Below are 24,072 nucleotides of genomic sequence, written 5' to 3'. Positions count from 1 at the left end.
GACATTTAGTCAGAGATGGTGTGTTCATCTCTGACTAGTTTACGCATTTACATAAAACGACGGAGGGGATATTATGTCGACATCTAAAACGATCATCAACACTCTCGAACAAACGAGAGAAAGGATTACTTCGGGTGGTCTGCCTAAATATCATGAGAAGTTGAAAGAACAGAAAAAGATGTTTGTTCGTGATCGACTTCAACAATTATTTGATAATGGGGATTATCAAGAAGATGGCATGTTTGCAAACAATAAGGCCGACGATCTGCCGGCGGATGGAGTCGTAACGGCCATTGGAAAGGTTGGAGGCCAGACTGTTTGTGTTATGGCCAATGATTCCACAGTTAAAGCTGGATCATGGGGAGCGAGAACCGTAGAGAAAATCATTCGGATTCAAGAAACCGCACTGAATTTAAAAGTGCCAATCTTTTATTTAGTTGATTCAGCCGGAGCTCGTATTACCGATCAGTTGGATATGTTCCCTAATCGACGTGGGGCTGGTAAGATCTTTCACAATCAAGTGAAGATGTCAGGAATGGTTCCACAAATTTGTGTTCTTTTTGGTCCTTCAGCAGCAGGTGGAGCGTATATCCCTGCTTTTTGTGACATAGTGATCATGGTTGATGGAAATGCGTCTATGTACCTTGGTTCTCCTAGAATGGCAGAGAAGGTGATCGGTGAAAAAGTAACGCTTGAAGAAATGGGTGGTGCAAGAATGCACTGCTCTGTCAGTGGATGTGGCGATCTTCTTGCAGCATCTGAAGAGGAAGCGATTGAAGAAGCGAAGAGATATTTAAGTTATTTCCCAGCGAATTATCAGCACAAGCCTGCCGTTAAGGAAGGTCTTGCTCCTAAGCATGAGAAGCTGCTAGAAGACATCATCCCGGAACATCAAAATGCACCTTTTAATATGTACGATTGCATCGATACATTAATTGATGAAGGAAGTTTCTTTGAAATGAAAAAACTTTTCGCTCCTGAATTAATCACCGGCTTCGGGCGCATGGATGGTAAAGTCGTCGGGATCATTGCTAATCAGCCAAAGGTAAAGGGAGGAGTCCTTTTCCATGATTCTGCAGACAAAGGGGCGAAATTCATACAGTTATGTGATGCCTTCCATATTCCGTTGTTATTCCTGGCTGATGTGCCCGGGTTTATGATTGGGACAAAAGTGGAGAGAGCCGGGATCATTCGCCATGGAGCAAAGTTGATAGCTGCCATGAGCTCTGCAACGGTTACGAAGATATCTGTCATTGTAAGAAAAGCATACGGCGCCGGTCTATATGCAATGGCAGGTCCAGCTTTTGATCCGGATGTTTGTATTGCCCTCCCTACAGCCCAAATTGCTGTAATGGGACCTGAAGCAGCCGTAAATGCGGTTTATTCAAATAAGATACAAGCTATTGAAGATCCAAAAGAGAGAATTCAATATGTTCAAGAAAAACAGAAGGAATATAAAGAGCATATCGATATTTATAAATTGGCATCGGAATTAATTGTAGATGAAATTACAGCTCCGAATGAGTTGCGCTCGGTATTAATCCAACGTTATAAACTCTATGAAACCAAAGATGTTCAATTTAGTGAAAGAAAACATCCCGTGTATCCTGTTTAAACAATGTTAAGTATGGCTCGTTCCTTTGGGACGGGTCTTTTCTTTCGAGTAAAGGATGATTCTTTTAGCCTATGGTTTTCTAGTTGCCGAAAATTTGGTAAACTATTCTTAAAAATATGTACGAGTAAGGAGCCAATATGAAGATAGGAATTGTTGGAGGAGGAGCAGTTGGGCTTTTATTTGCGGGTTATTTGGGCCAAAAGTTTGATGTCACACTTATTGTAAGGAGAGAGGCGCATGTTCAAAGCTTGTTAAGGAACGGTATAACTGTACATAAAGGAGACTCTTCATTCACAACCCGAGTCCACTCGGCCCTTCTTACAGAAGTTTCCATGAATTTTGACTTCGTCATTGTGGCAGTGAAGGAATATGATTTGAAACCTCTTGAAGATGTGTTGGTACTTATGGATATGAATCAACCACTATTATTTCTTCAGAATGGAATCGGGCATTTGGAATGGGTGACATCTTTGCCCCACCACAATATACTAGCGGGTTCCGTAGAGCATGGCGCTCTGAAAGAAAACGACCACGAGCTCCATCATTTGGGAGAAGCAAAGACAAATCTTGCTTTAATTAAAGGAGAATGGGGAGTTGTAGAAGAATTAGTATCACAGAGTATTGCTTCTTTTCCATTTTTATTAAAACAAGACTTTGAGGAAATGCTCCTAACTAAGTTATTCGTCAATGTACTCATTAACCCCCTGACGGCTTTGGCACGGGTAAGGAACGGAAAGCTGGTTGAAAACCAACATCTGCATCAATTACAGAGGGACTTATTCCAAGAAATGCTTCTCCTATTTCCTCATATGGAAAGTATTATTTCCTTTGAAGGGGTGGAGGAAATATGCAAAAATACATACCAAAACAGGTCTTCCATGTTAAAAGACATAGAAGCTGAAAGAAAAACAGAAATAGAGTCTATCTTAGGAGTTCTTCTGGAAAAGGCACAAAAAGAACACCATTTTGTACCCATCATGAATGTAGTATACAGATTAGTTAAAGGGATTGAAAGAGAAGGTCTGGGGGGATAAAATGGCTTCGATTTTTTCGACCATCATTGCCATATTTGTATTAATTCCATTTTTGGGATATTTCATCAGTTTCATTCTAGCGAAAGAGATCATGAAAAACCATCGGAAAGCCGTCCATCTGGCCATCGATGTAACAACTTTTCTATTAATCGTCTCAGTTCACTTCATCGTCATTGCCATTTGGCAAACCTCTTACCTATGGCTGATCTTCCTTATCATTTGCTCCATTGGAGTTCTATTTGCCATCATGTATTGGAAAGCAAAGGGGGAGATTCACTACCCTAAGGTGCTGAGAGGTTTCTGGCGACTGAACTTTCTCTTATTCTTTACAGCTTACATAACACTAATGATCACAGGACTTATCCTTCGCATTCTTGATTTGTATTAGATAGTCTTTTTTCGTAAAGTTTGTTGCAATTTTATAGAAGATAGTAAAAGTTGATTTCCGCTCACCATCTAGTACACACTAATTGACAGAGCCATGGCATATCTTATGTTTTAACCATCTTTTCGAAAAGAGCGATTTAAAAACAACAGGCAAGTTTTTTCCTTTTCTTAATGGAGAATGATATACTCATCGTTAGGATATAAAGAGCTAGAAAAGGAGTCATTCAAATGGAAGTGGAAAGCTTAAACATTCCAGCAATAAATAAATTCGCCTCTCAATATTTAAAACAAGAAGAGCCAGTCACTTCTTTTTTTCACTATAACGTAAACAGTTCTTCTGTTTATTCTGATCGGATGAAAGATTTAGCTTCTCGCCAGTTTGAAAGAGAGGATCTTGCAGAATGTATAGCTTCTTATATGAAGTCATTGCCGTCATCTGAAAAGGTAGAAGAATCGTTGGGGAAATTGAGAAACGATGCTGTAACCGTCATCGCTGGGCAACAGGCCGGTCTATTGACTGGTCCACTCTACACAATACATAAAATCATTTCGGTCATTCAACTAGCCAGACGACAGGAAGCCGAGTTAAACCATCCTGTTGTACCTGTTTTTTGGATTGCGGGTGAAGATCACGATTATCAAGAAGTGAATCATATATACGTAGAAAAAGGATCGAAGCTTGAAAAGGTCGGATATCCGGAGAGAGTAGTAGAAAAGAAAATGACCTCTCATATTACGTATAATAAAACAGTAATGAAGGAATGGCTCCATGACATATTGGTGATGCTGGGAGAAACAGAACATACAAATCAGTTGTCATCTGACCTTACTAAAATGATTGAAGAAAAAGAGGACATTGTTCGCTTCTTTGCTCATTTTGTGATGAGTTTATTCAAAGACTTCGGCTTATTGGTCATCGATTCTGCCTCTCCATTATTAAGGAAGCTTGAATCAAGACACTTTCGCCATTTGATTGAGAACAGTCAGTCCATCACAGATAAGGTGCTTGAGCAACAAGAAGAAATCCGGAACAAAGGGTATGGAACTCAATTGGACATTTCCCCTATAGCCGCCAATCTCTTTATCCAACTTCAGGATGAACGTGCTTTGTTAGAAAGAGAAGGGAATAAGTTCTTTGAGAAGAATAGCGGTAAAGCATATTCCAGTCTTGAATTGCTATCCATCCTGGATGAAAGTCCAGAATCTTTCAGCAATAACGTTGTCACCAGGCCTATGATGCAAGAATGGTTATTTCCAACACTTGCATTTGTGGCCGGTCCTGGTGAAATTGCCTATTGGGGTGAATTGAAAAAAGCCTTTGAATATGTGGACTTGAAAATGCCTCCGGTTGTTCCGAGGTTAAATTTAACAATAGTGGAACGAGAAATAGATAAGAGAATCCAAGATCTTCAATTGACTCTGCATGGAGTGATTACAGAAGGAGTTTCTACAGCTCGTAATGCATTTTGGAAATCCCTCGAGCGCCCGGATTTAGAGCTTGAAATGAAGGGAATCCAGGAAGAGCTGCAGCGTAAATATAAAAAGATTCGCGAACAGGCAGTCAGTATTGATAAAGGATTACATCCGATCATTGATAAGAATCTTGAATTTCACTTGAGTCAATTCGATTATCTGCGCAACAAAGTGGACAAAGCCTTGAAGGATAAAAATTCATTAACCTTTAACCAATTCATGAAGGTGGAAAACAGCATCAGACCAAATGAAGGCCCTCAGGAAAGAACGTGGAATGTCCTTTATTTTTTAAACAAATACGGACCTGATTTTGTAAAGGACCTGACGCTTCTTGAATTCACATTTGATGGGACTCACAAAGTGGTATATATCTAATTGAAGACAAGTACGGTATTAATAGTCTCGACAAGTTAAAAAAATAAAAGGACCTAATTCGCTTTATATTGCGAATTAGGTCCTTTTTACGTTCTATAAAGACAAATTTCACCTGTGAAAAAATGTCTGGAAAAGAGAGAAAAACACTAATGAAAAATAGAGGAAATATTTTGCAAGTAAAGAATATAGAAAAGAGTGGAGAAAAGTGGGAGGATGTGGTACATTTGTGATAGAAAGTGGGGGCAGTGCATATGTTCATGGGCGAATATCAACACAACATTGATAATAAAGGCCGATTAATCGTACCTGCCAAGTTCCGTGATCACCTCGGAGATTCATTTGTCATTACCCGAGGGTTGGATCAATGTTTATTTGGTTATCCCATGGATGAGTGGCGAGCTCTTGAAGACAAGCTCAAAGCCCTACCACTGACAAAGAAAGATGCCCGTGCCTTCACACGATTCTTCTTCTCTGGAGCAACCGAGAGCGAATTAGATAAGACGGGTAGAGTGAATATTCCTGCTACACTTGTGAATTATGCACAATTAGATAAAGAATGCATTATTTTAGGAGTTTCCAATCGAATTGAGATTTGGAGTAAATCATTATGGGAAGACTATTTCACACAGTCTGAAGATTCATTTGCTGAGCTTGCAGAGAATATGGTAGGGTTTGATATTTAACCCTCCACAAAACGTTCGATTGGAAAGGTGAATTCAACATGTTTAAACATACAACTGTATTATTAAAAGAAACGGTGGATGGCCTGAATATTAAAGAAGATGGAGTCTATGTAGATTGTACTCTGGGTGGAGCAGGGCACAGCGAGTATCTTGTGAGCCAGTTATCACCGGAGGGGCATCTGTATTGCTTCGATCAGGATGAAACAGCCATCAACCACGCAAAAGAAAAGCTTTCATCCTATCAGGATAGAGTTACATTCGTTCAATCTAACTTCAGAAATATAAAAGAAGAACTTGAACAACTCGGAGTACATAGTGTGGATGGGATTTTATACGACCTGGGTGTGTCATCGCCTCAACTGGATACTCCCGAAAGAGGTTTCAGTTATCACCATGATGCTCCACTCGACATGAGAATGGACTTGCAAGGTGAAGTAACTGCTTATGATGTGGTAAATCATTGGTCGTTTGAAGATTTGGTTCGGATTTTTTATCGATATGGAGAAGAAAAGTTCTCTAAGCAAATCGCGAGAAAAATTGAAGCAGCACGTGATGTAAAGGCGATTGAAACAACGGGTGAACTTGTTGAGCTCATTAAGGATGGTATCCCTGCACCTGCAAGGCGAAAAGGCGGTCATCCTGCTAAGAGAGTCTTCCAAGCCATACGAATTGCCGTGAATGATGAACTGGGAGCCTTTGAAGATTCACTTGAACAAGCGATAGAGCTTCTTCATAAGGGAGGAAGGGTGAGTGTGATTACTTTCCATTCCCTAGAAGATCGCATTTGCAAAACGATGTTCAAAGAGAAGGCATCAGGACCTGACCTGCCTCCAGGATTACCGATTATTCCTGAAGGTTATGAAGCAGAACTGAAGCTTGTAACAAGAAAACCGATCCTGCCTAGTGATGACGAATTAGAAGAAAATAATCGCGCTAGGTCAGCTAAATTAAGAATCGCAGAAAAAAATATATAAATAGAAGGAAACAGGAGGGAGAATTTTGAGTAACTTAGCCAGAAAGTACGAGCAGCAAAAAGTTGAGAAAACCAATCAATCCGTTCAAGCCAAGCCCAAGCGCCTTAGTGATGAGAGAAGATCCGTCATCACACCTGGGGAAAAAATCCTTGTTGCCATTTTCGCAGCTGTATTTTGCTTCTTAGCGGTTCAGATTGTGACAACACAAGCTGCCATCTATGATGTGAATAAAGAAGTCCAGCACGTTGAATCAACCATCGAAAAACAGGAAAAGGCAAATAATGATCTTAAACTTCAAGTTAGTGAGCTTAGTACGTATGAGCGTATTCTTGAAAAAGCAAAAGAGCTTGGACTTAACTTGAAAGAAAAGAACGTTAAGGTTGTTGAACAATAATGAAAAAAAGACCAAGCATGAACATAGGGGCAGCCATCCTTTTCGGGATTTTCGGCTTGCTCTTTTTTGTATTAATGGTTCGCTTTGTCACGATTCAGGTCACCGGTGAAGCTGAAGGTAAGGTCCTGGCATCACAAGCGGCAAAAAAATATATAAAAAGTCACATTTTAGAAGCTCACAGGGGTACAATTTTTGACGGGAAAGGTGAAGTCATTGCCGAGGATACTTCAGCCTATACACTCGTGGCCATTCTAGATCCGAGCATCACGAGTGATCCTAAAAAGCCCAAGCATGTGACAGATCCGGAGAAAACAGCAAAGGCTCTGGCTCCGTATCTTGATTTAAAAGAAAGTGAAATATATGAACGTCTCAATCAAGATGGAAAGTATCAGGTGGAATTTGGCTCTGCTGGTAGAGACCTGTCCCATCAAATGATGCTCGAGATTAAAGAAGAAAACATACCTGGTATCACATTCAGGAAGGAAGCAAAGCGATTTTATCCTAATGGCTCCTTTGCGCCTCATCTAATTGGATTCGCACAAAAAACCACTGAGGATAACGGTGATTCCAAAACAGTAGGAAAAATGGGTGTGGAAGCAAGCTTTGATGATGTGTTAAGCGGTAAGGACGGCTCGGTGGAGTATAAGAGTGATGTTTGGGGATATTTATTACCGAATGCCGATGAGCATGTTACCCCTCCTCAGGATGGAGATGACATCTATTTAACAATTGATAAAAAAATTCAAACGTTTTTAGAAGAAGCAATGAATGAAGTACAGAAAAAATATAAACCTAAAAAAATGTTTGCAATAGTATCAGACCCGAAAACCGGGAAGATTCTAGCAATGTCACAGAGACCTACATTCCACCCGGATTCGAGAGACGGTTTATTGGACAACTGGACTAATATCATCGTTGAGGATACTTACGAACCCGGCTCTACAATGAAGTCCTTTTCATTGGCAGCAGCCGTGAATGAAGGTAAGTTCAATCCCAATGAACTGTTTGAATCAGGTAAATATTATGTTGAAAATGTCCCTAATCCTATCAGGGATCATAATGGTGGGGAAGGTTGGGGAACGATTTCCTATTTAGAAGGGGTTCAAAGGTCTTCCAATGTAGCCTTTGCGAACCTTTTAGATAAAATCGGTTTCAAGAAATACGAAGATTACTTACATGAGTTTGGGTTTGGAAAAGCAACCGATGTCGGATTACCGAATGAGGCATCTGGATCTATTCTTTATCATTATCCAATTGAAAAATACACGACCATTTTTGGTCAGGGTACGACCGTTACACCACTTCAAATGATTCAAGCAGAATCTGCCATTGCGAATGATGGAGAAATGATGAAACCTTATGTGATCTCTAAAATAGTTGACCCGAATTCAAAGGAAGTAATCAAAGAAACAAAACCCGAAGTTGCAGGGAAACCCATCTCTAAAGAAACAGCTGAAAAGACGAGAGAATACCTTGAAACAACAGTCACATCTGAAAATGGTACAGGCACGAGATTCGCGATTGAAGGTTATCGTGTTGGAGGAAAGTCGGGCTCTGGTCAGATTCCTGATCCAGAAACAGGTCAGTACATGAGAGGAAAAGAAAACTATCTTTTTTCATTCATGGGTATGGCTCCAATTGAAGATCCTGAGTTAATTGTTTATGTTGGTGTTCAACAACCTGAGTTAGAGATGAGTGAAATAGGTTCTGACCCAGTCTCGGCTATTTTTAGACCTGTTATGCAGAATAGCTTAAAATACTTAAACATAAAGCCGCAGGAAAAAGTGAGCTTGAAAAAGTTGACGCTTCCAGATACGAAAAAAATGAGCATAGATGAAGCAAAGAAAGCTCTGGAGGCAACAGGTGCTTCACCTGTAGTGGTTGGTAATGGGTCTGAGATAGTAAAGCAATTGCCTCAAGCAGGCAGTGATATATTGCAAGGGGAAAGAGTTGTCATCAAAACCGATGGAGACATCACGATTCCGGATATGAAGGGATGGTCAGTAAGGGATGTCTTTAAAGTGGCAAATCTTGCAGGTCTGAAGATCAATATGGTTGGAAATGGCTTTGCCGTCAGTCAAAATATTCAACCGGGGGTTCCTGTGGAAAAAGAAGAGCCTCTAGTGGTTAATTTTAGTACTCCGGAAGAACAAGTACGGCAAGATGAAGATGAGAATACGGAAGAACCACCATTGAATTAAATAAACAGGGCTGACTTTTGTATGTGACTCACTCGAGATCACCTGGATCGATTTCTTTGAACCGATTTAGGTATGAGTGCCATTCACATCAAAGTCGCCCTTTTCTTATGGAACCGATCGAGAGAATTGACGTGAATGATAACGTCTTCCTCATCCTTTCATGAATTTCGAACATACCCAAATAAGTCCAAGCATATAATGGAACGAGCCATAGAAGGGGAGGTTCCATTAGTGAAAAGAGTATCCAATGTAACGGTAAGGAAAAGATTAGCAGTAGCGCTTGTAGTAGGAGTCCTGATTTTCTCCATTATTGATATAAGACTGGGGTATGTTCAGTTTTTTAAAGGGGACTGGCTTACGGGTTTAGCAAAGGACTCCTGGAGTCGAAATATCCCCTTTCAACCGGAGAGAGGGAAAATAGTAGACCGAAATGGGGTAGAACTAGCTGGAAACCAAAGTGCCCCAACGATATTTGTCGTTCCGAGACAAATTACTGACCCTCAGGGAACGGCGGATAAACTGGCAGCTGTTCTTAATATTTCAGTAGAATCTGCATATAAATATGTTACACAGAGAGACAGTATGGTGTTGATCAAAGAAGCGAGAAAGATTTCCTATGAAAAAGCGAAAGAGGTCAGGGACCTGAATTTAAAAGGCGTTTACTTAGGCGAAGATTCTAAACGTTATTATCCATATGGCAGTTATTTATCACATGTTCTTGGATTCGCAGGAATTGATAATCAGGGCCTGATGGGACTTGAACTTTCATATGATGAGGAGCTTAGTGGGGATAAAGGATATGTGAAATTTTTCTCCGACGCAAAAGGGAAGCGAATGCCTGATATGGCAGATGATTTTGAGAAACCGGAAAACGGCCTTGATTTAAAGCTTACGATTGATACGAAAGTTCAGACCATCGTGGAGCGTGAACTGGATATTGCTCAAGCGACTTACAACCCCGATGGGATCATCGCCATTGCCATGAATCCTAAGAATGGCGAGATATTGGCGATGTCAAGCAGACCGACATTTGATCCGGCGAATTTCCGCAATGTACCACAGGAAATCTATAACCGGAATTTACCGATTTGGAGCACCTATGAACCCGGTTCAACGTTTAAGATCATTACTCTCGCTGCAGCGTTGGAGGAAAATAAGGTGGATCTTTATAAAGAAAAATTCCATGATCCTGGTCATGTCGAAGTTGCCGGATCCACCCTTCATTGTTGGAAAAGGGGAGGACATGGAACCCAAACGTTTTTGGAAGTGGTCCAAAATTCATGTAACCCGGGATTTGTCGAGTTAGGGGAAAGATTAGGGAAAGAAAAACTATTCAGTTATATTAATGACTTTGGTTTTGGACAAAAGACCGGCATTGATCTTCAAGGAGAGGGGAAGGGGATTCTCTTTAATCTTGATCGGGTCGGTCCTGTAGAACAAGCTACGACCGCTTTCGGCCAGGGGGTTGCGGTCACTCCGATTCAACAGGTAGCGGCTGTATCAGCAGCCGTCAATGGAGGAATACTGTATCAACCGTATATTGCTAAGGAGTTGATTGACCCTTCAACTGGAGAAGTGGTGATGAGAAAGACACCTCAAATGAAGAAGAGGGTCATTTCAGAAGAAACATCAAAACAGATTCGTGAGGCATTGGAAAGTGTTGTAGCGAAAGGGAGCGGTAAGAAAGCTTTTGTAGATGGATATCGGGTAGGCGGGAAAACGGGAACCGCTCAAAAAGCAAAGGATGGTAAATACTTAGAAAACAATCACATCGTATCCTTTATGGGAATAGCGCCTGCGGATGATCCTGAAATTGTCGTGTACGTTGCTGTTGATAACCCGAAAGGCACCATTCAATTCGGTGGAGTCGTAGCGGCCCCAATTGGAGGTAGTATCATAGGCGATAGTCTAGAAGCAATGGGAGTACCGAAACGTAAAGGTCAAATTGAGAAAGAGATGACGTGGACCGATATTCCATTGATTGAAACCCCTGACTTAGTTGGGTTATCGAAAAAAGAGTTACAAGAGCAGTTAGTAAATCTTGATCTGGATGTAAGCGGAAGTGGAGATAAAGTGGTTAGTCAATCTCCTGATCCGGGTGTGAAGATCAAGCAAGGTTCAAAAGTGAGGGTGTATCTTTCGGAATGATTTAAGGGAAGAAAGTCAACATGATTGTGTATTTGTGATATACTTTTCATTTATGCCGGGGGCTTTATATCCGTAAGGGGGAGCCCCGTTTTTCTTTAATTAATGTGGCAGACTGCCATTTTTTCATAATCATAACGAACTAAGTTAAAAGGTTTATAGCTTTCATTCGCATTTTTTTGTAAAATATAAAAAGGTTGCTTTCTACCTGTGAGGAGTTGAAAAGATGAGATTGCACACTTTGCTGGAGGTACTGCCGTTTTTCTCAGTAGAGGGTGAAGGGAATCCAGCTATTTCAAACATCGCTAACCATCATAAAAAAGTTAAAAATGGTGATCTATTTATCTGTATTAACGGATTAGAGGTTGATAGCCATTCACTCGCCCCCCTGGCAGAGAAGCGCGGTGCAGCTGCGATCCTCGCTGAGAGGAGCATAGAAGCAAACGTGCCGGTTATTATCGTTCCGGATACGAAGAAAGCAATGGCCATTCTTGCCGACTACTTTTATAAGCAGCCCTCCCATCAGCTTTTGTTGATAGGGGTGACAGGCACAAATGGGAAAACCACGACCACCCATCTGATTGACCAGGTGCTTACACATTGTGGAGTGAAGACCGGTTTAATCGGTACAATGCACATAAAAGTGGGGGATGAGTTACAAGTCAGTCATAATACGACTCCCGACAGCTTAACGCTCCAACAAACGTTCAAACAGTTTTGCGATAAAGGGGTACGAAGTGCGATCATGGAAGTCTCTTCACATGCGTTACATCAGGGCCGGGTTCACGGCTGTGACTATGATATTGCCGTGTTTACAAACCTGACTCAGGATCATCTGGATTATCACAAATCCATGGACGATTACCGAAATGCAAAAGGCTTATTGTTTTCCCAATTAGGGAATACTTATTTTAAGAAATCTCCTAAATACGCCATCATTAATAAAGACGATGAAGCAGCTGATTTTTTTATTAGAGCAACGGCAGCGCATGTATTTACATATGGTCTGTCTCCTTCTGCTGACTTCTATGCCAGAAATATTGTCCTGAAAGCAACAGAGTCCGCTTTTACTCTCGTTTCACCATTTGGAGAACGAGAGATGGTATTGAATTTAGCGGGGCAATTTAATGTATATAACGCTTTGGCTGCGATTGCAACAGCTAGTGCGGCAGGTATACCCATCGAGGACAGTGTAAAGAGCCTGGAGAGGGCAAATGGAGTAAGGGGCCGGTTTGAAACGATCTCTGAAGGCCAGCCCTTCTCGGTTATCGTTGATTACGCACACACTCCAGATGGTCTAAAAAATGTATTAGAGACCATACAGTCCATTACCAAGGGAAAAGTTATTGTGGTGGTCGGGTGTGGAGGAGACCGTGATAAGATTAAACGGCCAATAATGGCAGAGATTGCCTGCGAATACGGGGACTTTGCTATCTTCACCTCTGATAACCCAAGAACGGAGGATCCTGATAGCATACTCAAGGATATGGAATCTGGAGTGGTCGGCAAACAGTATCAATTAATAGTTGACAGGAAAGAAGCAATTAAAAAGGCTTTAAGCTTTGCCAAAGCTGACGATATCGTCCTGATCGCGGGGAAAGGTCATGAAGCCTATCAAATTATAGGAAACAACGTATACGATTTCGATGACCGTGAAGTGGCGAGACAAATCATAAAGGGGATGTAAGAATGCTCATTTATGATGATGTTAAGAAATTATTTCCTGAAACATCAGGAATACATCTGCCAGGCTTGACGTTTCTAGTAGTTTCAAATTCAACTAATATGGGAATGGAGAAGGGACTATATGTCCCTTTTGGTGGTGAAATAAACCTTTTGGAAAGTATCGATTTAGGAGCGATTGCTTCACTTTGGCCAAAGAATAAAGAAGTACCTTCATTTGTTCCAAACCACTTTCCATTATTTATGGTTGAAGATGTTTATAAAGCTTACACTGACTTACTAGAGGATTACAAACAAAATTACAATCAAGAAAAGTGGGAAATTATGACGAAGTTTATTTTTAACAGCGAATCTGAACGAAATCAAACAACAGACGTACCATTGAACGAATCCAATAACGGAAAGGGAGGGGAATAATGATGATGGAACAAGTGATCTTTTTTACAATCATTATGGCATTTCTCATAACAGTATTGCTTGCCCCCGTTTTTATCCCTTTCCTGAGAAGATTGAAGTTTGGGCAGAGTATCCGTGACGAAGGCCCTCAGTCCCACCAAAAAAAGACAGGCACACCTACAATGGGTGGAATTGTGTTCCTGCTCTCCATCGTGATTACTACATTTGTCATGACTGGTAAATATTCAGAGCCTGGTCCTGAAACCTATTTAATGATTCTTGTGACGGTCGGTTTTGGGTTACTAGGCTTCCTTGATGACTTTATCAAAGTAGTAATGAAGAGGAACTTAGGACTGACATCCAAGCAAAAACTATTCGGTCAGATTGTCATTTCTGTCATTTTTTATCTCATCTTTAAGCAAAATGACTTTCCGACTACAGTTTCGATCCCGTTAACGGATTATTCATTTGAATTAGGGTGGTTTTATTGTTTATTCATTATCTTTTGGCTTGTAGGATTTTCAAATGCTGTCAATTTAACAGATGGTTTAGATGGATTGGTATCAGGAACCAGCGCCATTGCATTCGGTGCACTAGCTGTTTTAGCCTGGAATCAATCCCAGTATGATGTCGCGATTTTCGGAGTGGCAGTAGTCGGGGCTGTACTCGGATTTCTAGTATTCAACGCCCATCCGGCTAAAGTATTTATGGGGGATACTGGGTCATTGGCATTAGGTGGAGCGATCGCGACGATTGCCATTTTAACCAAATTGGAAATCATCTTAATACTTATTGGTGGGGTATTTGTCATCGAGACACTATCCGTCATATTACAGGTCGCATCATTTAAGACAACAGGGAAGCGAATCTTTAAAATGAGCCCCCTGCACCACCATTATGAGTTAGTCGGTTGGTCTGAGTGGCGTGTTGTTGTAACGTTTTGGACCGTTGGTTTGCTATTTGCCGTTTTAGGAATCTATATTGAGGTGTGGTTATAATTGAAGAAGATAACGAAGTTCAAACATAAAAAAGTTCTAGTGTTAGGTTTAGCAAAAAGTGGGGTAAGTGCTGCCTCTCTCCTACATAAGTTAGAAGCATTTGTAACGGTGAACGATCAAAAGCCCCTGGCTGAAAACCCGGAAGCTCAGGGGCTTCTTCAGGAAGGTATAAAAGTGATTTGCGGAAGTCATCCCATCGAACTTCTTGATGAAGGATTTCAGTATGTGATAAAGAATCCAGGAATACCCTATCATAACCCATTAATTAAGAAAGCAATCGAAAAGAACATACCCGTTCTGACAGAAGTAGAGCTTGCTTATTTGATTTCTGAGGCAGAAATGATTGGGATTACAGGTACAAATGGAAAAACCACGACGACGACACTTCTGTTTGAAATGCTTGAAGAGGCCGGCCAAAAGCCTCTTATTGCAGGAAATATCGGAACGGTCGCTTCTGAAGTAGCCCAGGGAGCGAAAGAGAATGAAAAAATGGTAGTTGAGCTCTCCTCTTTCCAGCTGATGGGCATTGAAGAATTTGCTCCTCATATTGCCATCATCACGAATTTATATGATGCACATCTCGATTACCATGGAAACCTGGATGATTATTGGAAGGCGAAATCCAATATAACGAAAAATCAAACAGCACATGATTATCTCATCTTTAATGCTGATCAAGAGCATGTTATAGATTCAGTTGCCTTTACAAAAGCGCAATTGATTCCATTTTCAACGAAGAAAGAAGTAGCGGAAGGGGCCTATATTAAAAGCGGGTCCGTCTATTTCAAAGATGAGTTGATCGTCGAAGTTGATTCAATTGTATTACCAGGTGCACATAACCTGGAAAATATCCTTTGTGCGGTTGCCGCATGTAAGATCTATGGAGTGCCAAATGAAAATATTAAGAGGGTCCTTGGCTCTTTTACAGGGGTGAAGCATAGAACGCAATTTGTCCGGGAAGTGAAGGGTGTAAAGTTTTATAATGATTCAAAAGCAACGAATAGCCTGGCAACGAAAAGTGCTCTTCATGCGTTTAGGGGTCCTACGATCCTGCTTGCTGGCGGCTTGGACCGTGGAAATGATTTCGATGACCTGATTCCATACTTGAAGAATGTAAAAACGTTGATCACCTTCGGGGAAACGTCTGAGAAGTTCTTGAAAACAGGGGAAAAGGCAGGGATACAATCCATTATTCCTGTCGATAATGTTGAAAAGGCAGTTCCTGTTGCATATGAACATGCCGAAGAGGGAGATGTTGTTTTACTATCCCCGGCATGTGCAAGTTGGGATCAATATCGAACTTTTGAAGAACGTGGTGACATTTTTATTGAAGCGGTGCATAAGCTTTAATAAGGGCTTGTCCATGAAGAGCATCCGTACTTTTACAACCAGTATACCAATCCAAGATAAGTAGTTTTCTTGCTCGAACGGCTCAAAATTTGTCTATTCGAGGTGTTTAAGATTGCCTTTAAAAAAATCGACTCCCGATTTTATCCTCATTATGGTTACACTCACTTTACTTGCGATTGGACTGATTATGGTATACAGCGCAAGCGCTGTATGGGCGGACTACAAATTCGATGACTCCTTTTTCTTTGCCAAAAGGCAAGTGCTCTTTGCGGGAGTAGGGTTATTCGCTATGTTTTTCATCATGAATGTAGAGTATTGGACCTGGAAAAATTGGGCGAAAATCATCATCATCATTTGCTTTGTCCTTCTTGTACTGGTGTTAATCCCGGGTATTGGGGTTTTAAGGAATGGTTCCAGGAGCTGGATAGGAGTAGGGGCGTTTTCCATTCAGCCTTCAGAATTTATGAAACTTGCCATGATTGCGTTTCTCTCAAAGTATTTATCGGAAAACCAAAAGTTTATTACTTCCTTTAGAAAAGGAGTCCTGCCGGCGCTTCTCTTAGTGTTCGCTGCTTTTGGGATGATCATGCTACAACCGGATCTTGGTACGGGTACTGTCATGGTTGGTACTTCAGTAGTGATGATCTTTATTGCAGGAGCGAGGGTCATGCATTTTGTCGGTCTAGGGATGGTTGGATTAGTCGGATTCATTGGACTTGTTATATCTGCACCTTATCGCATTGCACGGATAACGTCCTTTCTAGACCCATGGGAGGATCCATTGAATAGTGGCTTCCAAATCATTCAGTCCCTATATGCAATCGGCCCGGGAGGATTATTTGGATTGGGACTGGGACAAAGCAGGCAGAAGTTCTTCTATTTGCCAGAACCACAAAACGATTTTATTTTTGCGATTTTAGCAGAAGAGCTCGGTTTTATAGGGGGAACTCTAGTCCTGCTTCTGTTTTCTTTGATACTATGGAGAGGAATCAGAATTGCACTAGGGGCTCCTGACTTATTCGGAAGCTTTCTGGCATTAGGGATCGTTTCAATGATTGCGATCCAAGTGATGATCAATGTAGGGGTGGTAACCGGCCTCATGCCGGTCACGGGCATCACACTTCCCTTTCTCAGCTATGGGGGATCCTCATTGACCCTCATGCTAATGGCTGTCGGAGTGCTGCTGAATATTAGCCGCTATACGAGACGGTAAGGACTGAACAAAGAGATTGACTGTGAAACAGCTCGGAAGAAGTGAATGAAGAGAAGCCTGATAGTCAGGAACTCATCATTCATGCCTTCCTCTGTTTTTATGGTCAGTCTCTTTTTGAATAAAGAAAAAACGCTGAAATTCCTTGTTTTTATTGAAATAACAATAGGATATTCATTGGTGAGATGTTACAATTAATTACATATACGTAATGCATTATGATCAGACCTTTTCAAAATAAAGGAGAGTTTATTACTTTTGTTAACCAAATCTTTTACAATTCAATGACATACCTTCATTATGTGGAAATTGGTGTTTAAAATAGAGTACAAGAGTGTAATAAATAGGATGGCTTCTTTCTGAAAACGGATGGACGTACATATACGAAAAGCTGTATGGACAATATATCTTAGGAAATGCTGAATTATTTTGATCAGCGACCTGATAACAAATTCCGAATATCCATCCTTCTACTCTACCAAAATGGTTTCTCGTTCAACATTATGTCATATGGCAGAAAATAACGTTCTGTTCCTCTTTTAACATTTGCTGCCTTCATATAGAATGTAAGGTATCCCAATGTAAAGAGTACTTTCATTATAAGACGTGGTGAGAATTTCTTATTCATGACTTAATGAATACAAAGTGAAATTGAGGAGAACGAAATGAAAAAAGAAAATGTTGTTTCCCTTGAAGATCGTATTCCTAAATTAAAACAACACAGAAAAAAGAAAGCAAATCGCAGACTGCTGTTTTTACTTTCTTTGTTCTTACTCATGATCCTATCGGTGGTCTATTTTCAATCACCTTTAAGCCATGTGAAAGAAGTGGTGGTTCACGGGAATGAGCTTGTTTCAAATGAGGCGGTTCTTCAGAAAAGTGGAATTGACAGCGGCATGAATTTGTGGAGTGTAAACAAAGATAAAACCGTGAAACAATTAAAGGAGCTTCCTGAAGTAAAAAATGCAACGGTAAAAATGTCCTTTCCGAATTCCTATGAAATACGCATCCAAGAATATGATAAAAAGGCATACCTATCGAAAGATAATAAATTCTTTGTCATATTAGAGAATGGGAACGTCCTGGATAAAGGTACTGAATCAATACCGGTTGATGCTCCTTTACTCAGAGGTTTCGAGGAAGATAAGGTCCTAGTGAAAATGGTAGAAGAATTAGGGGAGCTTCCGAAAGAAGTTCAGCACCTCATATCTGAGATTAACCTGGTTCCAAAGAAGACAGATCAATATCACTTGACCCTATTCATGAATGATGGATTCGAAGTCAGTGCCACCATCCGGACCTTTTCAGAAAAAATGGTGCATTATCCTTCTATTGTCAGTCAATTGGATCCTTCAGTAAAAGGTGTCATTGATTTAGAAGTAGGTTCTTATTTCAGAGCATATGAAACGGAAGGTGAACAAAGCGATGAAGAGGATGAGGGTGAGAGGTAAGCATGTAATCCTCTCTCTTGTTTGTCTGGTGTTAGGTTTCATCCTTGCTTTTTCATTTAGTCTGGCTAACACAGAACAAGCGGAACTTGGGAATCGAACGAATGGTCAGTGGAAACAGGAAGAAGCATTGAGAGATCAAATCCTTGAGTATCAGCAGAAAAATAATAATCTGCAAGAAGAACTCTATGAGAAACAGGAAAAGGTCGTCAACATGGAGAAGGAATTCTCTAAAGAGAAACAAATATATTTTAACCTGGCAGAAGATGCGGAGAAGTATCGAATGTACCTGGGCAAAACGAAAGTGAAGGGACCTGGGATAAACGTGACATTATCAGACGCTGACTACGATTCCAATGAGGAAAACGCCAATAATTATATTGTTCATGAACACCATGTCTTTAAGGTGATCAATGAATTATATATTGCGGGGGCTTCTGTCGTAGCGATAAATGGACAAAGGCTGAAGCATGATTCATACATACTGTGTAACGGTCCCGTTATTCAAATTGATGGAATCGAATATCCCGCTCCGTTTGAAATTACCGCTATCGGAGATCAGGAGGTACTCTCATCAGCCATGAATATCACGGGCGGCGTTAAAGACCAGCTTGTAAATGATAATATCATTTTTAAACTGGAAAAAAAGAATGAGGTACTTTTAGAACCAAGCATAAGTGAATCATAAGCAATGAATTGCCCACAGAATGATTAGGACTTTTACCAAGTAAGGGTTAGACGTGAAAGTAAGGTGCAATGAATGGACAACAAATTAAAAATAAGTTTTACCATTATTACGATTATTATCGGGTTTATGATTGCTATACAGTTCCAAACAGTCAAAGAACCTGTTGTCCGGGATACACGAGATATTTGGGAACTACGAAATGCGTTATTAAAAGAAAAAGAGGTCAATTCCAATCTCTATGCAGAAATGCGTTCAGTTGAAGCAAAGTTGGAACAGTATAAGACAGAACAGCAGTCGAGTCCAGAACGCGCGTTGAAACAAACGTTAGAGGAATTGAAAACAGAAGCAGGTTTGACCGAGAAAACAGGACCTGGTGTCATTTTAACGATTGAACCTGCCATGGAAGAAATCCTTCTAGGTGAAAAAGTCCAAAATATATCACCGGAACTGTTGGAAAGACTGGTAAATGAACTGAATCGATATGATGCAATGGATATTTCCATTGATGGTCATCGCTTAATCAATACCTCGGTCATTCGCGATATTAATGGAGAAACCAAGGTGGATGGATATTCAATTAAAAAAATCCCATTCGAAGTGAGAGTATTGACCAAAGACTTGGACACTGCAAAAGGGTTGTATAACCGGATGCAGGTATCACAGTCTGTTGAGGACTTCTTTATCGATAATCTTCGAGTCTCAATTTCTAAGCCTTTAGAAAAAGTGGTGGTTCCACCATATGAAGATACCATCCGGGTCCGTTTAATGGAACCGGTGAAGGAAAGAGGAGGGAACGGGTAATATGTGGCTACCCCTTTTAGGGTTGCTGGTAGGGGTCGTATTGGGGCTTCTTACAGATATTAGAATTCCAGATGAATACTCGAATTATTTATCGATCGCCGTCCTGGCAGCATTGGATACATTATTTGGCGGCATTCGTGCCCACCTCCAAAATATTTATGATGATAAGGTCTTTGTTTCTGGATTCTTTTTTAATATTTTACTAGCAGCAAGTTTAGCTTTTCTAGGCGTACATCTTGGTGTAGACTTATATCTGGCGGCTGTATTTGCTTTTGGAGTGAGATTATTCCAGAACATTGCAGTGATTAGACGAATACTTATTAGCAATTGGTCAAATAATCAAGAAAAAAGAGAAAAAAATTAGAATTTTAAAAGGGAATCGTTTTTGTTACGACGAATATCTTAATAAGATATACTTAGAATAGTGTTTTTCTAGGGTTGTTGTTCCAAATAAACATTCTTTAAGGAGGTGCCATAGAGTGAACAGCAATGAAATTTACGTTAGCCTAGACATCGGTACATCCACAGTAAAAGTAATCATTGGTGAAATGACAAATGATTCCTTAAACATTATCGGTGTGGGAAATGTGAACTCAGAAGGAATCAGAAAAGGTTCCATCGTAGATATAGACGAAACTGTTCATACAATTAAGAAAGCAGTTGAACAAGCGGAAAGGATGGTCGGTTTATCTATAAGCCAGGTCATCGTGGGTATTACCGGCAACCATGTGTCGCTTCAATCCTGTCATGGTGTAGTGGCAGTATCAAGTGATAATCGGGAAATCGGCGATGAAGATGTTCTAAGAGTGATGGATGCAGCACAGGTTGTTTCTATTCCTCCAGAAAGAGAAATCATCAATGTAATCCCAAGACAATTCATTGTTGATGGATTGGACGAGATTACAGATCCCCGGGGTATGATTGGTGTTCGATTGGAAATGGAAGGCACCATCATTACGGGATCTAAGACGATTTTACATAATACTCTCCGGTGTGTAGAAAAGGCCGGACTTGAAATTGTCGATATCGTTCTTCAACCTCTTGCAGCTGGTTCAGTTGCTTTGTCAAAGGATGAGAAGAACCTTGGTGCTGCGTTGATCGATATTGGCGGCGGTTCTACAACGATAGCGGTTTTTGAGCAAGGTCACCTTAAAGCAACAACTGTACTGCCTGTAGGGGGAGAACATATTACTAAAGATTTATCGATTGGATTAAGAACCTCAACGGACGATGCAGAGAAAATCAAAACAAAATATGGACATGCTTATTATGACCATGCATCAGAAGATGAAGTGTTCAGCGTGCCAATTATTGGTAGTGATCAACACCAGCAATTTAATCAATTAGAAATTTCTGATATCATAGAAGCAAGGCTGGAAGAGATATTAGACCTCATTAGCCATGAGCTGAAACGAATGGGAATCAGGGACCTGCCAGGTGGATATGTGTTGACTGGTGGTGTAGCAAATCTTCCAGGTGTGTTAGAATTAGCACAAATCGTTTTCCAAAATCGTGTGCGGGTGGCAATCCCTGATTATATTGGAGTTAGGGAACCTCAGTATACGACTGCAGTAGGTTTGATTAAATACGCTCAAAAGAATGCTAGATTACAAGGAAGATCTGTTAGTGCAGAACCAGTGCCTGTAGAGGCTGCTGAGAAGCGACAATCGAAACCAGCTAATAAAAAGCCAAAGCCAGCGAAGGTAAAAGAAGAAGAACATGAAGATGAAAAGGCCATGTCAAAAGTGAAAAAGTTCTTTGGATACTTCTTTGAATAAATAAAGGAATCCATAGATTCGACGAGTTAGGAGGATTTGTCATGTTGGAGTTTGATACAAATTTAGATTCTTTAGCGACAATAAAAGTTATCGGTGTCGGTGGTGGAGGTAACAACGCTGTAAACCGCATGATCGAGCATGGTGTACAGGGTGTTGAATTTATCGCTGTAAATACAGATGCACAAGCTTTGAATCTATCAAAAGCTGAAATAAAAATGCAAATCGGTGGTAAATTAACCAGAGGATTAGGAGCAGGTGCCAATCCGGAAGTGGGGAAAAAAGCTGCTGAAGAAAGTAAAGAACAGATCGAAGAAGCTCTAAGAGGAGCAGATATGGTCTTCGTTACAGCTGGAATGGGTGGAGGAACCGGTACTGGTGCAGCTCCGGTAATCGCTCAAATTGCACGAGAAATCGGAGCATTAACGGTTGGTGTTGTGACACGACCATTCACCTTTGAAGGAAGAAAGCGTTCAAACCAAGCAAGCGGCGGTATCGCTGCCATGAAAGAAGGAGTAGATACCCTTATCGTTATTCCGAACGATCGTCTGCTTGAGATCGTAGATAAGAGCACGCCAATGCTTGAAGCATTCCGAGAGGCAGATAACGTATTAAGACAAGGTGTCCAAGGTATCTCAGATCTAATCGCAACTCCTGGACTTATTAACCTTGACTTTGCCGACGTAAAGACAATCATGTCTAACAAAGGTTCAGCACTCATGGGCATCGGTGCTGCTTCTGGTGAGAATCGTGCGACGGAAGCCGCGAAAAAAGCCGTTTCAAGTCCATTACTTGAGACGTCCATTGATGGAGCTCAAGGTGTATTGATGAACATTACAGGTGGTACATCTTTAAGTCTATATGAAGTACAAGAAGCTGCGGACATTGTAGCATCTGCTTCAGATCAAGAAGTAAACATGATTTTCGGTTCCGTAATTAATGAAGATTTAAAAGATGATATCGTCGTAACCGTTATTGCAACCGGGTTTAATGAAGAGGTGATTCAACCTCCAAAACAAACTCGACCAACATTTGGCGGAATGAAACCAAATCAAAGTCCAAACCCAAGTCCAAGCCAATCTATCAAGCGCGAACAACCTAAACGCGAAGAGCCACAACACCAAGAGCCGGTGAGAACCTCTTCCAATCAAAATCAGGGAGCGGAAGAAACACTGGACATCCCAACCTTCCTTCGTAACCGTAACCGCCGCCGATAATAGCTTGACCGTAAAAAAAGTAAAACAGCCCCAATGGCATTTATGCCTTTGGGGCTGTTTTTTTTCTTTAATCCATCCAATCAAACATCCCCTCCACAAAGAAATTTTTATACCTCAAATCAGGAATAAATTTAGTGACATATTTCGTTATTATCTCTGAAAAGTTTTCCTCTGAAGCATACAAAAAATGACAACCTTTTAAAGGGTATGTACGATATACTTCTGATAAGTCATTCCTATCTTGAAATTTAAATAGCTGTACCAGGGTGAAGTTTCAAAAGGAGGGTAGAGATTGACCTTATATCTGGATGTCATCTGGTTGTTAAATCTGTTAGTAGACTTTTTCTTATTATGGTTAACAGGCATCATCTTAAAAAGACAATATGCCCTGTGGAGAATTGGACTTGGCAGTTTGATAGGATCAATCATTATTCTCCTTGCATTTTCACCTTATGCAACTCTTATAGGAAACCCTCTTATGAAATTATTATTTTCAATTATCATGGTGTATTCAGCTTTTGGATATAGAAGATTACGTTATTATTTATCAAATCTTCTAATGTTCTATTTTGTCACTTTTTTTACTGGTGGGATATTAATTGGGACTCATTATTTTATAAGTTTCGACCCTGGTACAGAATCCTCCATGTTGCTAGCAAGCATCCGTGGGTTTGGAGATCCGATAAGCTGGGTATTTGTTATGCTCGCCCTGCCTCTTGCCTGGTATTTTTCTAAGGGCAGAGTGGATAGCATTGAGCAAGTGAAGATTCAGTATGATCAGCTTTTGAAAGTAAGCATAAAAATTGAAGATTTTCAATGTACCGTAAACGGTCTTGTTGACAGTGGTAACCAACTTCAAGACCCCATCTCACGAAGTCCGGTCATGATACTCTCCATCGCTGAGATAGAGGGGGTAATTCCAGAAGAAGTGAGGGCACTATGCCACGATGTTGATGAAATCTTCTTCGGAGAAAAAAATATCGACACAAGCTGGTCTGACAGGATGAGAATTGTCCCCGCCCAATCGGTGGGCAGAAAGAGTCAACTTCTAGCAGCTGTAAAACCTGATTCTCTTATCCTAAAGGACCATGAATCAGAATGGGCGATCCCGAATGGACTGATTGCCTTCAGAGAGGATCCACTTTCAGCAGATGGAAATTTTCAAGCGATCGTACATCCAAAAATGGCTTCTCGAAAGCCGGTACTTAACGTTTCTTAAATCAAT

At 40.7% G+C, this 24,072-nt stretch carries 21 protein-coding genes; all 21 read left to right on the top strand.

What is annotated here, in order from left to right:
* Window positions 1-73: 73 nt before the first annotated feature.
* Window positions 74-1,615, top strand: coding sequence for an acyl-CoA carboxylase subunit beta (locus ACXAF2_RS18910; RefSeq protein ID WP_475140969.1), 1,542 nt, complete (start codon window positions 74-76; stop codon window positions 1,613-1,615).
* A 137-nt stretch (window positions 1,616-1,752) separates the two neighbouring features.
* Complete coding sequence (locus tag ACXAF2_RS18905; RefSeq protein WP_475140967.1) at window positions 1,753-2,649, top strand: 2-dehydropantoate 2-reductase; 897 nt, start codon at window positions 1,753-1,755, stop codon at window positions 2,647-2,649.
* Window position 2,650: 1 nt separating this feature from the next.
* Window positions 2,651-3,037, top strand: a complete 387-nt coding sequence (locus ACXAF2_RS18900; RefSeq protein ID WP_148968654.1) for a DUF3397 domain-containing protein — start codon at window positions 2,651-2,653, stop codon at window positions 3,035-3,037.
* A 227-nt stretch (window positions 3,038-3,264) separates the two neighbouring features.
* The gene (bshC, locus tag ACXAF2_RS18895) at window positions 3,265-4,884 is read left to right on the top strand and encodes a bacillithiol biosynthesis cysteine-adding enzyme BshC (protein ID WP_475140966.1); all 1,620 of its coding nucleotides are present in this window, start codon (window positions 3,265-3,267) and stop codon (window positions 4,882-4,884) included.
* A gap of 251 nt (window positions 4,885-5,135) precedes the next feature.
* A complete protein-coding gene (gene mraZ, locus ACXAF2_RS18890) occupies window positions 5,136-5,567 on the top strand; it encodes a division/cell wall cluster transcriptional repressor MraZ (RefSeq protein WP_148968656.1) in 432 nt (143 codons plus the stop codon).
* Window positions 5,568-5,605: 38 nt separating this feature from the next.
* On the top strand, window positions 5,606-6,541 hold the full coding sequence (gene rsmH, locus ACXAF2_RS18885; RefSeq protein ID WP_475140964.1) for a 16S rRNA (cytosine(1402)-N(4))-methyltransferase RsmH: 936 nt from the start codon (window positions 5,606-5,608) through the stop codon (window positions 6,539-6,541).
* Window positions 6,542-6,566: 25 nt separating this feature from the next.
* A complete protein-coding gene (gene ftsL / locus ACXAF2_RS18880) occupies window positions 6,567-6,935 on the top strand; it encodes a cell division protein FtsL (RefSeq protein ID WP_475140962.1) in 369 nt (122 codons plus the stop codon).
* Window positions 6,935-9,136, top strand: a complete 2,202-nt coding sequence (locus ACXAF2_RS18875) for a penicillin-binding protein (RefSeq protein ID WP_475140961.1) — start codon at window positions 6,935-6,937, stop codon at window positions 9,134-9,136. Before ftsL ends, ACXAF2_RS18875 begins: the two co-directional genes overlap by 1 nt.
* A 231-nt stretch (window positions 9,137-9,367) precedes the next feature.
* Window positions 9,368-11,284 (top strand): stage V sporulation protein D, encoded by a 1,917-nt coding sequence (locus ACXAF2_RS18870; RefSeq protein ID WP_475140959.1) that lies wholly within the window; start codon window positions 9,368-9,370, stop codon window positions 11,282-11,284.
* Window positions 11,285-11,507: 223 nt separating this feature from the next.
* On the top strand, window positions 11,508-12,968 hold the full coding sequence (locus tag ACXAF2_RS18865; RefSeq protein ID WP_475140957.1) for a UDP-N-acetylmuramoyl-L-alanyl-D-glutamate--2,6-diaminopimelate ligase: 1,461 nt from the start codon (window positions 11,508-11,510) through the stop codon (window positions 12,966-12,968).
* A gap of 2 nt (window positions 12,969-12,970) precedes the next feature.
* Window positions 12,971-13,381 carry a hypothetical protein gene (locus ACXAF2_RS18860; RefSeq protein ID WP_475140955.1) on the top strand — a complete coding sequence of 137 codons (411 nt, stop codon included), beginning with the start codon at window positions 12,971-12,973 and terminating at the stop codon, window positions 13,379-13,381.
* Between the two features lie 2 nt (window positions 13,382-13,383).
* Entirely contained in the window at window positions 13,384-14,358 is a 975-nt protein-coding gene (gene mraY, locus ACXAF2_RS18855; RefSeq protein WP_475141297.1) for a phospho-N-acetylmuramoyl-pentapeptide-transferase, read from the top strand.
* Window positions 14,359-15,708: a UDP-N-acetylmuramoyl-L-alanine--D-glutamate ligase gene (gene murD / locus ACXAF2_RS18850; RefSeq protein ID WP_475140953.1), complete on the top strand. Its 1,350-nt coding sequence runs from the start codon at window positions 14,359-14,361 to the stop codon at window positions 15,706-15,708. It abuts the gene before it with no gap.
* A gap of 112 nt (window positions 15,709-15,820) precedes the next feature.
* Entirely contained in the window at window positions 15,821-16,921 is a 1,101-nt protein-coding gene (spoVE, locus tag ACXAF2_RS18845) for a stage V sporulation protein E (RefSeq protein WP_475140952.1), read from the top strand.
* A gap of 662 nt (window positions 16,922-17,583) precedes the next feature.
* Window positions 17,584-18,369: a cell division protein FtsQ/DivIB gene (locus ACXAF2_RS18840; protein ID WP_475140950.1), complete on the top strand. Its 786-nt coding sequence runs from the start codon at window positions 17,584-17,586 to the stop codon at window positions 18,367-18,369.
* Window positions 18,353-19,054: a DUF881 domain-containing protein gene (locus tag ACXAF2_RS18835; protein WP_475141295.1), complete on the top strand. Its 702-nt coding sequence runs from the start codon at window positions 18,353-18,355 to the stop codon at window positions 19,052-19,054. The genes ACXAF2_RS18840 and ACXAF2_RS18835 overlap by 17 nt, the downstream gene beginning before the upstream one ends.
* 72 nt (window positions 19,055-19,126) lie before the next feature.
* Window positions 19,127-19,855 (top strand): DUF881 domain-containing protein, encoded by a 729-nt coding sequence (locus ACXAF2_RS18830; RefSeq protein WP_475140948.1) that lies wholly within the window; start codon window positions 19,127-19,129, stop codon window positions 19,853-19,855.
* A 1-nt stretch (window position 19,856) separates the two neighbouring features.
* The gene (locus ACXAF2_RS18825; protein ID WP_113968298.1) at window positions 19,857-20,219 is read left to right on the top strand and encodes a small basic family protein; all 363 of its coding nucleotides are present in this window, start codon (window positions 19,857-19,859) and stop codon (window positions 20,217-20,219) included.
* A gap of 115 nt (window positions 20,220-20,334) precedes the next feature.
* A complete protein-coding gene (gene ftsA / locus ACXAF2_RS18820; protein ID WP_148968668.1) occupies window positions 20,335-21,633 on the top strand; it encodes a cell division protein FtsA in 1,299 nt (432 codons plus the stop codon).
* 41 nt (window positions 21,634-21,674) lie between these two features.
* A complete protein-coding gene (ftsZ, locus tag ACXAF2_RS18815) occupies window positions 21,675-22,847 on the top strand; it encodes a cell division protein FtsZ (RefSeq protein ID WP_149155441.1) in 1,173 nt (390 codons plus the stop codon).
* A gap of 292 nt (window positions 22,848-23,139) precedes the next feature.
* The gene (gene spoIIGA, locus ACXAF2_RS18810) at window positions 23,140-24,066 is read left to right on the top strand and encodes a sigma-E processing peptidase SpoIIGA (RefSeq protein ID WP_475140946.1); all 927 of its coding nucleotides are present in this window, start codon (window positions 23,140-23,142) and stop codon (window positions 24,064-24,066) included.
* Window positions 24,067-24,072: the final 6 nt, after the last annotated feature.

The organism is Rossellomorea sp. ABR4_004 (genome assembly GCF_056159585.1).
The sequence above is the reverse complement of the archived record's forward strand: the minus strand, read 5'-3'. Positions and strand labels throughout refer to the sequence as shown.

Excerpts from the sequence above, each read along its gene's own strand:
- ACXAF2_RS18910 (WP_475140969.1), top strand. The coding sequence starts at position 74 with ATGTCGACATCTAAAACGATCATCAACACTCTCGAACAAACGAGAGAA.
- ACXAF2_RS18905 (WP_475140967.1), top strand. The coding sequence starts at position 1,753 with ATGAAGATAGGAATTGTTGGAGGAGGAGCAGTTGGGCTTTTATTTGCG.
- ACXAF2_RS18900 (WP_148968654.1), top strand. The coding sequence starts at position 2,651 with ATGGCTTCGATTTTTTCGACCATCATTGCCATATTTGTATTAATTCCA.
- bshC (WP_475140966.1), top strand. The coding sequence starts at position 3,265 with ATGGAAGTGGAAAGCTTAAACATTCCAGCAATAAATAAATTCGCCTCT.
- mraZ (WP_148968656.1), top strand. The coding sequence starts at position 5,136 with ATGTTCATGGGCGAATATCAACACAACATTGATAATAAAGGCCGATTA.
- rsmH (WP_475140964.1), top strand. The coding sequence starts at position 5,606 with ATGTTTAAACATACAACTGTATTATTAAAAGAAACGGTGGATGGCCTG.
- ACXAF2_RS18875 (WP_475140961.1), top strand. The coding sequence starts at position 6,935 with ATGAAAAAAAGACCAAGCATGAACATAGGGGCAGCCATCCTTTTCGGG.
- ACXAF2_RS18865 (WP_475140957.1), top strand. The coding sequence starts at position 11,508 with ATGAGATTGCACACTTTGCTGGAGGTACTGCCGTTTTTCTCAGTAGAG.
- ACXAF2_RS18860 (WP_475140955.1), top strand. The coding sequence starts at position 12,971 with ATGCTCATTTATGATGATGTTAAGAAATTATTTCCTGAAACATCAGGA.
- mraY (WP_475141297.1), top strand. The coding sequence starts at position 13,384 with ATGATGGAACAAGTGATCTTTTTTACAATCATTATGGCATTTCTCATA.
- ACXAF2_RS18840 (WP_475140950.1), top strand. The coding sequence starts at position 17,584 with ATGAAAAAAGAAAATGTTGTTTCCCTTGAAGATCGTATTCCTAAATTA.
- ACXAF2_RS18835 (WP_475141295.1), top strand. The coding sequence starts at position 18,353 with ATGAGGGTGAGAGGTAAGCATGTAATCCTCTCTCTTGTTTGTCTGGTG.
- ACXAF2_RS18830 (WP_475140948.1), top strand. The coding sequence starts at position 19,127 with ATGGACAACAAATTAAAAATAAGTTTTACCATTATTACGATTATTATC.
- ACXAF2_RS18825 (WP_113968298.1), top strand. The coding sequence starts at position 19,857 with ATGTGGCTACCCCTTTTAGGGTTGCTGGTAGGGGTCGTATTGGGGCTT.
- ftsZ (WP_149155441.1), top strand. The coding sequence starts at position 21,675 with ATGTTGGAGTTTGATACAAATTTAGATTCTTTAGCGACAATAAAAGTT.